We start from the raw sequence: 12489 nt of genomic DNA on the forward strand, positions 1-12489 counted from the left end.
TTGACGCAGCGGAGGTGCCCCATGGCGAAGGCCAAGCAGAGTTCCTTGTCCCCGGAGGACCTCGACCACCTGCGCGCGGAGCTGGACGCGGGCCGGTCGCCCGCGGTCTGGTTCACCTCCGCCGCCGTGGGCGTGGAGGCGGGGCGGTCGGCGAAGGTGTTGGCGTTCACCGAGCCGGCGGAGGGCGATTACATCCAGGTGCGGCCCACCGGCGCCAGGGACGAGCTGTCGTTCTCGCCGGCGGAGCTGACGCTGGAGAAACCCGCGCCCCGGAAGCGCCCGGCGTCGCCCGCGCCGGCCCCCGTCCCCGAGCCCGCGCCTGCTCCCATCGAGCACATCTACACCCCGGAGCCGAAGCCCGTGCCCGTCCCGAAGCCCGCGCCCAAGCCCGTCGCCGCTCCTCCCCGGCCGCCCGCGCGGAAGAAGGCCGGCGCCGCGGAGGTCACCGTGACGCTGACGTCCACGGCGGAGGGCGAGTGGGCGGTCGACGTGCAGACGGGGGCGAAGCGGGTGTTGAAGTCCGCGCCGATCGCGGCTTCGGCGGTGGCCCAGGCGGCGAAACTGCTCCTGCCGGAAGTGGACGAGGCGGTGCAGAGCGTGGTGAGTGCCGCTCGGGAACGGCACCTGGCCCGGGTCGAGCAACTCCGGGCGGAGTTGGAGGCGGCCCAGCGGGCATTGGATGAGCTGACCGGCTGAATTGCGGGCACGTAGTGCGACATTCTGATGATTGAGGTCCGCGATCGGGTGACGGGACTTCCCCTGGCCGGCGGTAGGGCGCACCGTGGGGGCCGTCCTACCGTGCCAAACGCTGGATGTCCGCGCGATTACGTGGAGGCCATGATGGCTGTAGAGATCACGACGACGGAACAGGCCCAGGCGAGTGGTTGCGGCTGCTGCGGCGGCTGCACCGGACCCGGCTGCGGGTGCTGCTCAAGCTGTTAACTCCGCTGTGCTGAACGACGACGGCCCCTGGAGCCTGGCTCCGGGGGCCGTCCTCCGGTCCGGTGGTCCGGGTTTGTGATCGTTCGTCGTCGGGGTTTGTGAGCGATTCTCGGCTGCGCTCGGACGGAAAGCGGGAAAAGCCGTCGAGGTGGCTGCTTCGATTTATCGAGAACAAATATGCTTCCGTGTTTCCGTCACGGGGGACAGACGGTGCCGCTGGTGGGAATCTCGGCGTCGACCAGGAATTCCTGAGCCGCCTGGGAGGCGCAGGCCGACTGGCCCAGGGCGCCGTGGCCGCCGCCCTGCCAGCCCACCACGATGCCGGCCGGGAGGGCTTGGGCCGCGCGTTCGCTGCCGCCCTGCGGGGTGACCGGGTCGGTGGCCGTGGTGAGCACCAGCACGGGGGGCGCGCTGGTGAGCTTCGGCGGCTTCGCGGGCTGTGGCACCGGGAACGGGCCGCACAGGAGCAGGCGGCGGGCGTGCCACGCTCCGAAGAGGGGGTGCTTGGCGCGCCAGTCCTTGGTCAGGCCCGCCACCCGTTCCGGTGGGATGCGGGTGGTCGTGTCGTTGCAGCCGGTGACGAGGCCCGGGTCGAACAGGGGGATGTCGTCGTCGCGGTCCACGACCTGGGCGCGCACGAAGTCGGTCAGGGGAGCCGGTTTGCCGGATTCGGCCGCCACGATCGCGTCCGCCAGCGCCGGCCAGCGGGAGCGGTCGGCGAGGGCCGTCAGGACCGCGGTGGTGGCGGTGCCCGGCGTCAGGTCGAGGTCGTTGCCGCGCAGTGGCTTGGTGCGCAACGCGGTGAGGAGGGCGGTGAAGCGTTTCGTGGCCTCCGCGCCCAACGGGCAGGAGCGGACCGCACAGTCCTTTTCGAACGCCGCGAAAGTCGCTTCGGCCGCCACCGCCTTGGCTTCGGCCACACCCGGCACGTCCATCGTCGGGTCCGGGGCGCCGTCGAACACCATGCGGCCGACGTGGTCCGGGTAGCGGCTCGCGTAGAGGGTGAGGACCTTCGAGCCCTCACCGATGCCGATCGCGTTGAGGTGGTCCACCCCCAGGGCCTCGCGTAGCTGCTCCAGGTCGGCCGCCGCGCGCCACGAGTCGATGGCGGGCAGCCGGTTCTCCAGGTCCAGCACGCATTCCTGGCTGGCCCGGCCGATCGACTCCAGCAGGTCCTCCTGCGAGTCCTCGTCCGGGTCCGCCTCGACGATGCCGACCCGCGCCACTTCGGGCACGCACTGCACGCCGTCCGACCTGCCGGTGCCGCGTCGGTCCACGCCGATCAGGCTGAACGTGCTCAGGACCGCCGGCGGCAGGGACGCGGCGAGCCGGGCGGCCTTGAGCGTGCCCGGTTCGCCTTCCGCGTCGCCCACCACCACCAGGGCGCTGGCGCCGGTACCCACCCGCAGCAGGGCCATGCCGAGGCTGCCGCGGCCGGGACGGCTCGGGACGTCGAGCTTCACGGTGAGGCGTGCGCACTCGTAGGCCAGATTTCCCGCCGGCGCGGACGAGCCCATCCGCAGCTTCGCCTGCTCGGTGCACGACGACCACGTGATGTTCGAGTTGTAGTTCTCCAAGGGCGGTATCTCGCGAGGACCCGCCGGAGCGGTGGCCTGCGGCTGCTCGCCCTCACCGTGCACGGCGATCACCGGTCGGGTCGACGGGCCCGCGCTGCACGCGGTCAGCACGCTCAGTGCCACCAGCAACAAGGCGACGTGACGCCGACGCGGCACGGTGGTCCCTCACTCTCTCCCGAAGCTCGTGCAAAGCCTCACACAGCGCAGGTGAGACTTCGGTGAGCGGGCTGGGGGAGGATGGTCGCCGTGGTCACAGTGCACGTGGAAGGCATCCCCGAGCGGAGGGTTCCCCAGGTCGGGCCGTTCGCCGCCGTGGCACGGGCGTTCGGCGCGATCCCGCCGCCGGCGCTCGTGCTGCTCGGCGTGGTCAGCGTCCAGGTCGGCGCGGCGGTGGCGAAACAGTTGTTCACGATGGCGGGCTCGGCGGGCACGGTGACGCTGCGGCTGGTGCTGGCCGCCGTCGTGCTGCTGGTCGTGTGGCGGCCTTCGTTCCGAATGGACCGGCGCACGCTGCTCGTCGTCGCCGGCTACGGGCTGGTGCTCGGCGTCATGAACCTGACCTTCTACCAGGCCATCGAGCGCATCCCGCTGGGCGCGGCGGTCACCATCGAGTTCCTCGGGCCGCTGGCGGTGGCGGTGCTGGGCTCGCGGCGCTGGCTGGACGGGCTGTGGGCGTTGCTCGCCGCGGTCGGCGTGCTGCTGCTGACCAGGGCCGACGGCGGGCTGGAGTTGACCGGCGTGCTGTTCGCGCTGGCCGCCGCCGTGTGCTGGGCCGCGTACATCCTGCTGGCCGCCGCGCTGGGCAACCGCACGTCCGACGGCAAGGGGCTGGCGCTGGCGATGGTGTTCGGCGCGCTGGTCGCCCTGCCGTTCGGGGTGGCCGACGCCGGCGCGGCGCTGCTCGACCCGGTGGTGCTGATCGCCGGGTTGGCGGTGGCGCTGCTGTCGTCGGTGGTCCCGTACTCGCTGGAACTGGAGGCGCTGCGGCGCATCCCGCCGCGGGTGTTCGGGATTCTGATGAGCCTGGAGCCGGCGGTCGCGGCGGTCGCCGGGCTGATCCTGCTGCACGAGGCGTTGCGTCCCGCACAATGGGTCGCGGTGTGCTGCGTCGTCCTCGCCTCGGTCGGGGCCACGCGGAGCGCACGTCCGGAGGTCTAGCCCGGCTGGAGGTTGTGGTGGCACGGAGCGACGCGGCGACGGTCGAGGAGTACCTGGCGGAGTTGCCGGCGGACCGGCGGGCCGTGGTGGCGGCGGTGCGGGACGTGATCCTGGCGAACCTGCCGCCCGGCTACGACGAGGGCATGGCGTGGGGGATGATCACCTACTCGGTGCCGCTGAGCCGGTCCGGCAAGACCTACAACGGGCAGCCGCTCGCGTACGTGTCGCTGGCGTCGCAGAAGAACCACCTGTCGCTGTACCTGATGGGCGTGTACGGCGAACACGAACAGGAGTTCCGCGCGGCGTTCGAGGCGACCGGGCGGAAGCTGGACATGGGCAAGAGCTGCGTGCGGTTCAAGCGCCTGGACGACCTGCCGCTGGACGTCATCGGCCGCGAGGTCGCCCGCCGGCCGGTGGACGAGTTCGTGGCCAAGGCCAGCGCCGCCCGAACCTAGCGCTGCCCGAACCCAGCGCTGCCCGAACCCAGGCCGCTCAGTTCGGGCTGCCCGGGTTTGTGCCGCTCAGAGTCGGTCTGCTCGGGTCGGCCTGCTCGGGTCGGTCTGCTCAGGCTGCGGGCAGGTCGGGCTTGGGATCGTCCGTCCCGAGGCGCCCGTCGATCAGCTCCCGGCCGCGCGCGTCGAAGATGGCCGCGTACTGCGCCGAGTACTTCTCGTAGACGGCTATCACGTCGCCGCCCTTCGCGACCTCGCCCCGGAACTGGTCCCGCAGCCGCCGCATGGTGTTGATGTCCGTCCGCCGCTTCTGGCTGTGCACGTAGGGCTTGAACGTCACGTTGAGGCCGCCCACCACCGCCGTGGCGAGCAGCAGCGCCTTGCCCAACGGGGTCTCCGACGACGTGAACCCGACCGCGAGCGTGGCGGGCACGAAGATCAGCACTATCGTGTACAGGACGCCCGTGCTGCGGTGCACCTGCCGCCAATACGTCAGCCGCTCGCAGTCGCGGAGCATCCGGGCGTCTAACTCCTGGACGAGCGCATCGACATCCGCCACGACCCGTCACGGTACGCGATCGGCCGGGTGCCGCGTGGCAACTTTCGGCACACGATTCCGACACGGCCGGGCGACCGGTCCCCGCGGTCAGGCCGGGCGCACCTCGCCGCGCAGGACCGACTCCACGTCGTAGCGCGCCGGCTGGTCGAGCTGGTCGTACCGGCACGACTCCGGGTCGCGGTCCGGCCGCCAGCGGCGGAACTGCCCGTTGTGCCGCAGCCGCACCGGAGCCCCGCCCTCGGTCTGCGTGTAGGCGATCTCCAGCACGCGCTCCGGGCGCAGCGGCACCCACTCGGCCTGCTTGCCCCGCCACCGGTTGATCTCACCGGGCAGCCGGCGGCCGTCCGGCTCCACCAGCCACGGGTGCTCGCCGTCGGTGATCAGGCCGCTCAGCTCCTCCGCCAGCGCCCGCCGCTCGGCCGCCTTTAACGATCCGACCACACCCACGTGGTGCAGCACGCCCCGGTCGTCGTGCAGGCCCAGCAGCAGCGACCCGACGGCCGTGCCCGGCTCGGTGTCCTTGTGCCAGCGCAGACCCGCGACCACGCACTCGGCGGTGCGCGCGTGCTTCACCTTGACCATGGTGCGCTTGCCCGGCGTGTACCCGGCGGACGCGGGCTTGCCGATCACCCCGTCCAGCCCCGCGCCCTCGAACAGCTCGAACCACTGCAACGCCAGCGCGCCGTCCGTCGTGGCCGGCGTCAGGTAGAGCGAGTCACCGGGCGTGACCAGGCCTTCCAGCCGCTCCCGGCGTTTCACGCACGCCTCGTCCAACAACACCTCGTCGCCCACCGCCAGCAGGTCGAACGCCACGAAACTCGCGGGCGTCTGCTCCGACAGCAGCCGCACGCGGCTCGCGGCGGGGTGGATGCGCTCGGACAGGGCGTCGAAGTCCAGCTTGTCGTCCTTCGCCACCACCAGCTCGCCGTCCACCACGACCCGGTCCGGCAAGGTCCGCAGCAGCGCGGCCACCGCCTCCGGGAAGTACCGGTTGAGCGGTTTGCCGCTGCGGGACTGGAGGAACAGCTCGTCGCCGTCGCGGAACACCAGACAGCGATAACCGTCCCACTTCGGCTCGAACACCCAGTCCGGGCCGGTCGGGATCTCGTCCACCGCGTTCGCCAGCATCGGCTGCACGGGAGGGTTCAGCGGAAGCGCCACGCGGGCCATCCTGCCTGGTGAACCCCGTCAACGCACGCGATGCCGCGCACGCGCCGCCAAGTCGAGGCGCACGGCGGTCGGCAGCACCGACACCCCCAGCGCCTCCCGCGCCCGACCCAACACCCCGTCGAGGTCCTGCCACACCGCCCGCAGGTCCGCGCCCTGCCGCAGGGTCAGCTTCATCCGCAGCGCGGGCTCGCCGATCACCTTGACGTTCGCCGACGTCACCCCGTTCACCCGCTCGGCGTCGGCCTTCACGGCGTCCGCCAACGCGTCGGACGTGACCACGAGACCGTCCTCCAAGTCCAGGTCGGGGTGCTTCTCGGGGGTGACGGCCCGCCACGCCCAGCGCAACCCGACCACGAGCAGGAGGAGGCCGAGCACGATCACGCCGACCCGGGTCGGGAGGAGGTGGCCGCGCACCCAGTCCAGGACCGCCGGGTCGAGCACCGGGCGGTCCACGCGGTAGAGGTTCAGGGCGAGCGCGCCGCCGCCGACGAGCAGGGCGACCGTGCCGAGGACGGCCGCGCAGAGCCGTTCGGTGCGGTAGGAGCGGGCGATCATCGACGGTCCCCGTCCGGTCGTTCGCTCGACCGGTCCACGGGCCGGTCTTCCGGTCGTTTGGCGGGTGGGTCTTCGGATCGTTTCGCGGGTGGGTCTTCGGATCGTTTCGCGGGTCGGTCTTTCGGTCGATCCTTCGGCGAGTGGACGACCACCGACACCTTGGGCCGGTTCGCGATCGGCAGTCGCCGCACCGTCTCGCCGACGACCTCCATCAGCCGGGGTCGGAGCGTGGCCTCGTCGTGCAGTCGGCTGGTGGCGCGGACGTGAACCTTGCGCCTGGACGCGGTGACCGACGCGCCGCTCACGCCCTCCTCCTGGCGAACCCGGTGACCGACGACCCGCGCCACGGCGGTCGCGGAGGTCGTGACGACGATCCCGTCCCCCGGTGCGTGGAGGCGGACGAACCTGCGTCGCGCGGTCAGGGCGATGACCAGCAACAGCAGGCCGGCGATGGCGGTGATCAGAGCAGGCACCCGGACCCGGTCGTCGGTCCAGGACAGCCCGGGCAGGTCGGTCACCGCACCGGGGATGAGATGACCCCGGCCCGCCGACTGCCAGGCGACCTCGGCGATCAGCAACACCCCGATGCCGGCCACGGCCAGACCGAGGAACGGGGACAGCAGACGCAACAACACGCGCACGGCTTCACTCCACTCGTGGTCGAGGTGGGGGACGCAGCCCGGACACCGTGACGGTGACGTCCAACACCCGGTAGCCGGTGATGCGTTCGACCTCGTCGGTGACCGTGCGCCGCACGTCGGCCGCCGCGGTCCGGATGGGGGCGGGGTAGTGGAGGGCGACTTTCACCGCGACCTCGATGTCGTGCTCCTCGCCCCGGATCTTCACCGAGGCGCCGGGGACAGCCGTCGGCACCAGGTCGACCGCGTGAGCGGCGACCTTCCTGACCACGGAGGGGTGAATCTCCAACCCGCCACGGTCACCAATGCCGTCACGCTGCTCCCCATCCCGTTCCTGCCCTTGCCCCCGCTCCCGCTCGACCACGGCCCCGGTCACTTGTCCCGCCCCCGCCCGATGAGGTCATGCAGGTCAAGCTCGCCATCCAACACCCGCCCAACCACCAACCCGATAACCCCGACCGCGAGGGTGACGAGAAACGCGGTGAAACCGCCGGTGGCAGCCAGGCCAAGCACAAGCCCCGCCAACAACCCAGTCTGAGTTCCATTCATGCCAAGCACTCCCAAGACTCCTAGATCAGGCTCCGCCGGACCGACACTCGACCAGCCACCGCGCGCTCAACCGCCCTGATCGCTCGATCGGGCGAATGTGGCGCATTCCGGGCACTATTCGGAAGAAAATTTCGTTGCCGGAAACAAGGAGCGCGGCACTCCCGGCGAAGCTTGCGCACCCGGCCACAAGGCCCCACCCAGCGCACCCCAACACCAACACTTGCGTGCGTGCGCGGTGGCTCGCGTGGTCCGTGGTGGCTCGCGTGCTCGCGTAGTCACGGCTCCTCCTCCCAGTCCGCCACCACCACGTCCACCGGCAGGTCGCCGGTCAAGGCCGTGACGGTCGCCCGCAGTTCACGGACCACCTCGGGGATCGGGCGGCCAGGGTGCAGGACGACCGCCACGCCCACGCGCTCGTCCTCCGTCCGCACGCCCACCACCCGCCGGCCCGGCAGGTACGACGCGTAGCGGCCGTCGAGGCGGGCCACCGACGGGTGGGCGAGCAGCGCCGCTTCCAGTTCCTCCGCCGGGTGCATCACTCGACTCGGGACTGAGCCGGCTCCTGGTCCTCGTCGTCCTCGGGCAGGTGGATGTCGTTGACCGCGATGTTCACCTCGATGACCTCCAGGCCGGTGATGCGCTCCACCGCGGTGATCACGTTGCGCCGCACGGCCCGTGCCAGGTCGACGATGCCCGCCCCGTACTCGACCACGATGTCCAGGTCGATCGCCGCCTGCTTCTCGCCGACCTCGACGCTCACGCCGGACGTCGTGGACGTGCCGGCGCCCGGGATCCGCTCGCGCAGCGCGCCGAACGCCCGGGACACCCCGCCGCCCAGCGCGTGCACGCCGGAGATTTCGCGGGCCGCGATGCCCGCTACCTTCTGGACCACCGACGACGCGATGGTGGTCTTGCCCTGGGCCGTGTCGTCGGCCAGGCGGGCCGGGACGTTCGTCGTGCCCGACTTGGTGGGGGCGGCTGTGGGCTGCGCCATGGGGTCCTCCCGGATCCGGATCCTGGGTCGTTCTGCACAGGTTCGGATGCGGACCGTGTCCGGATCATCACGGCAATGTGACCGGGGTCACTAAGGGCCTGGCAAGCTGGTCACCGATGAGCGTCGAACGGTGTCCCCGCGCACCGCGGCCTCCGGCAGAGTCACGCGCCCGCCCGCACGTACCTCAGCAGCAACGCGCTCTCGTACCGCAGAATCGACGCCAGTTCCAGGTCACGAGGGGCGGCCGGCAGCGGGCCGACCGCGATCCGTCCCGCGTCGCCGCCCGTGAGCAGAGGTGCGAACGTCACGCACAGCACGTCCACCAGGTCGTCGGCGATGAGCGCGCCGAACAGCGTCGGCCCGCCTTCGCAGTCGACGCGCCGCAGCCCGCGCGAGTCCAGTGCCCGCAACGCCGCGCGCAGGTCGACCGCGTCCTCCCCGGCCACGACGACGTCCGCACCCGCCGCGGCGAGGGCGTCCCGCCGCGAGACGGGCGCGGAGGACGTGGTGAGGATGATGGGCGGCACGGACGTGTCGGTCAGCAGTGGCGACGTGGGCTCGATCGAGCACCGTGCGGTCACGACCGCGATCGGCGGCACCTCCGCCAGGCCGAGCCGCGCACGGCGTTCCCGCCGCACCTCACCCGCCTTGATCCCCTGGTAGCCCTCGATCAGCGCCGTCCCCGCGCCGACCAGCACCACGTCGGCCAGGTCGCGGCCCAGCCCGAAGACCTTCTTGTCCGCCGGGTTGCCCAGGCCGCGGGACTTCCCGCCGACGGTGACCGCACCGTCCACGCTGGACACGAAGTTGACCTGCACCCAGGGCCGGTCCAGTCCGGAGGGGTAGTCGTAGAGCCGTTCCAGCTCGGCGTCGGTGATCCCGGTCGCCGGGTCCGGGGAGGGGGAGGGTGGCGGCCACAACATCTGCACCTGCCCATCCCAGCACGCCGTTACGCTGCGGGCATGTCAGCCCCGCGCCTGTCCGACCGCGACCCCCGCGTCGACGCGGACGAACTGGTCGGGGCGATGGTCCCGCCGCCGCGCTTCGACGGTGTCCGGTTCGCCACCTACCTGCCGAACCCGGACGAGCCGAGCCAGGCCGCCGCCGTGGAGGCGTGCAAGCTGTTCGCCGAACGGGTGTCGGAGGGCCCCAAGGGCTGGTTCGGGTCGCTGTTCCGGAAGGCCGACGAGGGCAAGCCGGGCTGCTACCTGGACGGCGGGTTCGGCGTCGGCAAGACGCACCTGCTCGCCTCGATCTGGCACGCCGTGCCCGGCCCGAAGGCGTACGGGACGTTCGTGGAGCTGACGAACCTGGTGGGCGCGCTGGGTTTCGCCGAGACGGTGCGGCGGCTGTCCGGCCACAAGCTGCTCGCCATCGACGAGTTCGAGCTGGACGACCCCGGCGACACCATGCTGGTGACCCGGCTGATCAAGGAGCTGGCCGCGGCGGGCGTGGCGATCGCCGCGACCTCGAACACGCTGCCGGACAAGCTGGGGGAGGGGCGGTTCGCGGCGGCGGACTTCCTGCGCGAGATCCAGTCCATGGCGGCGAAGTTCACCGTGGTGCGGGTGGACGGCCCGGACTACCGGCACCGGGGTCTGCCGGCCGCGCCGGACCCGATGTCCGACGAGGAGCTGACCGCGAAGGCGGACAGCACGCCGGGCGCGACGCTGGACGACTTCACCGAGCTGTGCGCGCGGCTGGCCGAGCTGCACCCGTCGCGGTACGGGCGGCTGGTGGACGGCGTCACGGCCGTGCACCTGCGGGGCGTGCGGCCCGCGCCGGACCAGGCGGTGGCTTTGCGGCTGGTCGCGCTGGGCGACCGGCTCTACGACCGCGACATCCCGGTGGCGGTGTCCGGCGAGGCGTTGTCGGGGCTGTTCACCGACGAGATGCTGCGGGGCGGGTACCGCAAGAAGTACCTGCGCGCGGTGTCCCGGCTGGTTGCCCTTTCGAGGTAGCCCCGGACGCCCGTCCGCGCTGGTTTTGAGGGGTTTCGGCAGGGTATCCAAGCCCCGTGATGAGCGATGCGGAGCGTCGGACGCTCAACGAGATAGAGCACAGACTCGCCGTGGAGGAGCCTGCACTGGCCAACGCGCTGGTCGCCGGTCGCCCTCGCCACCCCGTCCGGTCGCACGCGCTGGCAGCCACCTTCGGCGCGCTCGGCCTGCTGTTGATCGTGCTCGGCTCGCTCGGGCCGGCGCTGGCGTCGTTCGGTTGCGCCGCGATCACGCTGATGCTGCGCGGGTTCACCCTCCGCTGAGGCCGGCGCCTCAGGGCACCAGACCGACCCGCGCGGTGCACGTGCCGACGCACGTGGTCGCGTCGTAGTTCTCCCAGCGCGCGCCGCCCTCCCACGGGTCCTGCACGAGCAGCCCGGCGAAGCTGGCCCCGATCAGCCGCAGCGAACTCATCCGCGTGTACCCGGTGACCACCCGCGCGTGGCCCGGCACGAAACTGATCGACGGCCGCTGCTCCCGCACCTCCGACCGGTACTCGGCGAACGTCGGCGCGGTCGTCTCCGCCGTCAGCGCCTTGCCGGTCAACGTCTCCAGCACCAGCGCCACGTCGTGCCCGCCGTCCGCGATCGGCGAGTCCTCGGTGCCCAGCCCCAGTTCCTCGGCCAGCCGCTCCTGGTCGTACCGGTAGCGGTAGAAGTCGAGCACCACCTGCGCGCACGCCGCCACCGCCCACGCCTCGGTCTCCTGCCGGAACGGCCGCCCGCACAGCGGCAGCGCCATCGTGTCGACCCTGGGTCTCAGCACCTCTTCGACCAGCGCCCGGTCGAACCGCCGCACCACCGGCTCGGTCACCTTGAGCACCTGCGCCAGGTGCGTCAGGTCCTGCACGCGCTGCCGGTAGCGCTCCTCGTTCGCGATCCGCGCCGCGTCCGACACCACGGGCCGCGTCACGACGCGGGGCGGCGCGTCGGCCGATCCCTCCGGCACGACCGCCACCAGCGGGGCGCCCAGGCACGGCCGGGCGGCGACGTCCACGTACCCGGAGCCCGCCGCGTGCCGCCACAGCGCCACCCGGCCGGCTTTGTCGAGCACCGGCACCGGCGCGCCGGACAGCCGGACGCTGTCGTCGGGGAACGGCAGCGCGCCCACCGTGACGAGCACTCCTAGCTGCGCCGCGACCAACCGCGCCGACTCGATCGTGGCCATCGGCCCTCCCCAGAATGGTGTCCCGTGCTTCTAGGAGTGGTTCGAGGGGCAAGCTGATACGCGAAACCCGTTGGCGTGACGGTGCGTGTCCAGGCGACCATGCGCGGTGTGGGATTCCTGGACGCGAACGGCCTCGCCTTCCGCCTGCCGGACGGGCGCGAGCTGTTCCGCGATGTGTCGTTCAAGGTCGGCTCGGGCGCGGTGGTGGCGCTGGTCGGCGCGAACGGCGTGGGCAAGACGACCCTGCTGCGCATCCTGTCCGGCGAGCTGACGCCCGCCGCGGGCAGTGTGCGGGTCCAAGGCGGCCTGGGGGTGATGCCGCAGTTCGTGGGCTCGGTGCGGGACGCGAGCACGGTCCGGGACCTGCTGCTCGCGGCGTCGCCGAAGCCGCTGCGGGACGCGGCGGGGGAGCTGGACGCGGTCGAGCTGGCGCTGATGGAGACCGACGACGAGCCGACCCAGCTCCGGTACGCCGACGCCCTGGCGGACTGGGGCGAGGCGGGCGGCTACGACGCCGAGGTGCTGTGGGACACGGTGACCGTGGCGGCGCTGGGCGTGCCGTTCGACCGGGCCCGGTTCCGCGAGGTGCGGACGCTGTCCGGCGGCGAGCAGAAGCGGCTGGTGCTGGAGGCGCTGCTGCGCGGCCCGGAGCAGGTGCTGCTGCTGGACGAGCCGGACAACTACCTGGACGTGCCGGGCAAGCGGTGGCTGGAGGAACGGCTCGCCGA

16 protein-coding genes and 1 pseudogene are annotated in these 12489 nt (G+C 72.1%); 6 read left to right on the forward strand and 11 right to left on the reverse strand.

Features of this window, described 5'->3' with window-relative positions; all coding sequences use genetic code 11:
* The first annotated feature begins 21 nt into the window (after positions 1-21).
* The gene (locus ACQPZF_RS09940; protein ID WP_433270500.1) at positions 22-696 is read left to right on the forward strand and encodes a DUF6319 family protein; all 675 of its coding nucleotides are present in this window, start codon (positions 22-24) and stop codon (positions 694-696) included.
* Between the two features lie 440 nt (positions 697-1136).
* Here ACQPZF_RS09940 and ACQPZF_RS09945 read toward each other — a convergent pair whose 3' ends face one another.
* On the reverse strand, positions 1137-2675 hold the full coding sequence (locus tag ACQPZF_RS09945) for an alpha/beta fold hydrolase (protein WP_433270502.1): 1539 nt from the start codon (positions 2673-2675) through the stop codon (positions 1137-1139).
* A 90-nt stretch (positions 2676-2765) separates the two neighbouring features.
* On the opposite strand from ACQPZF_RS09945, the gene ACQPZF_RS09950 reads away from it, so the two are divergent.
* Positions 2766-3677: an EamA family transporter gene (locus tag ACQPZF_RS09950; RefSeq protein WP_433270504.1), complete on the forward strand. Its 912-nt coding sequence runs from the start codon at positions 2766-2768 to the stop codon at positions 3675-3677.
* Between the two features lie 17 nt (positions 3678-3694).
* Complete coding sequence (locus tag ACQPZF_RS09955; protein WP_433270506.1) at positions 3695-4132, forward strand: iron chaperone; 438 nt, start codon at positions 3695-3697, stop codon at positions 4130-4132.
* Positions 4133-4241: 109 nt separating this feature from the next.
* Here the strand turns inward: ACQPZF_RS09955 and ACQPZF_RS09960 are convergent, their stop codons facing one another.
* The 9 genes from ACQPZF_RS09960 to ACQPZF_RS10000 form a co-directional block, all read right to left on the reverse strand.
* Positions 4242-4688, reverse strand: a complete 447-nt coding sequence (locus tag ACQPZF_RS09960) for a hypothetical protein (RefSeq protein WP_433270508.1) — start codon at positions 4686-4688, stop codon at positions 4242-4244.
* Positions 4689-4775: 87 nt separating this feature from the next.
* Positions 4776-5849: an ATP-dependent DNA ligase gene (locus tag ACQPZF_RS09965; protein WP_433270510.1), complete on the reverse strand. Its 1074-nt coding sequence runs from the start codon at positions 5847-5849 to the stop codon at positions 4776-4778.
* A 27-nt stretch (positions 5850-5876) separates the two neighbouring features.
* Positions 5877-6413, reverse strand: coding sequence for an alkaline shock response membrane anchor protein AmaP (locus tag ACQPZF_RS09970; RefSeq protein WP_433270512.1), 537 nt, complete (start codon positions 6411-6413; stop codon positions 5877-5879).
* Entirely contained in the window at positions 6410-7054 is a 645-nt protein-coding gene (locus ACQPZF_RS09975; RefSeq protein ID WP_433270514.1) for a DUF6286 domain-containing protein, read from the reverse strand. The genes ACQPZF_RS09970 and ACQPZF_RS09975 overlap by 4 nt, the downstream gene beginning before the upstream one ends.
* Before the next feature lie 4 nt (positions 7055-7058).
* The gene (locus ACQPZF_RS09980; RefSeq protein ID WP_433270516.1) at positions 7059-7340 is read right to left on the reverse strand and encodes an Asp23/Gls24 family envelope stress response protein; all 282 of its coding nucleotides are present in this window, start codon (positions 7338-7340) and stop codon (positions 7059-7061) included.
* Positions 7341-7423: 83 nt separating this feature from the next.
* On the reverse strand, positions 7424-7576 hold the full coding sequence (locus ACQPZF_RS09985; RefSeq protein WP_433275002.1) for a hypothetical protein: 153 nt from the start codon (positions 7574-7576) through the stop codon (positions 7424-7426).
* Between the two features lie 299 nt (positions 7577-7875).
* Entirely contained in the window at positions 7876-8136 is a 261-nt protein-coding gene (locus ACQPZF_RS09990; protein ID WP_433270518.1) for a hypothetical protein, read from the reverse strand.
* On the reverse strand, positions 8136-8594 hold the full coding sequence (locus ACQPZF_RS09995) for an Asp23/Gls24 family envelope stress response protein (RefSeq protein WP_433270520.1): 459 nt from the start codon (positions 8592-8594) through the stop codon (positions 8136-8138). Before ACQPZF_RS09995 ends, ACQPZF_RS09990 begins: the two co-directional genes overlap by 1 nt.
* A 161-nt stretch (positions 8595-8755) precedes the next feature.
* On the reverse strand, positions 8756-9517 hold the full coding sequence (locus ACQPZF_RS10000) for a pyrimidine reductase family protein (RefSeq protein WP_433274506.1): 762 nt from the start codon (positions 9515-9517) through the stop codon (positions 8756-8758).
* Between the two features lie 39 nt (positions 9518-9556).
* Between ACQPZF_RS10000 and zapE the strand changes: the two genes are divergently transcribed.
* Both zapE and ACQPZF_RS10010 read left to right on the forward strand, forming a co-directional pair.
* Positions 9557-10555, forward strand: a complete 999-nt coding sequence (zapE, locus tag ACQPZF_RS10005) for a cell division protein ZapE (RefSeq protein ID WP_433270522.1) — start codon at positions 9557-9559, stop codon at positions 10553-10555.
* Between the two features lie 59 nt (positions 10556-10614).
* Positions 10615-10857, forward strand: a complete 243-nt coding sequence (locus ACQPZF_RS10010; RefSeq protein ID WP_433270524.1) for a DUF3040 domain-containing protein — start codon at positions 10615-10617, stop codon at positions 10855-10857.
* A 10-nt stretch (positions 10858-10867) separates the two neighbouring features.
* Here the strand turns inward: ACQPZF_RS10010 and ACQPZF_RS10015 are convergent, their stop codons facing one another.
* A complete protein-coding gene (locus tag ACQPZF_RS10015) occupies positions 10868-11761 on the reverse strand; it encodes a hypothetical protein (protein WP_433270526.1) in 894 nt (297 codons plus the stop codon).
* Positions 11762-11977: 216 nt separating this feature from the next.
* Between ACQPZF_RS10015 and ACQPZF_RS10020 the strand changes: the two are divergent.
* A pseudogene (locus tag ACQPZF_RS10020) lies at positions 11978-12379 on the forward strand (ATP-binding cassette domain-containing protein); the annotation flags it as partial.
* Positions 12380-12489 lie beyond the last annotated feature (110 nt).

Origin of the sequence: Actinosynnema sp. CS-041913, from assembly GCF_050942485.1 — a bacterium.
Taxonomy (GTDB): domain Bacteria; phylum Actinomycetota; class Actinomycetes; order Mycobacteriales; family Pseudonocardiaceae; genus Actinosynnema.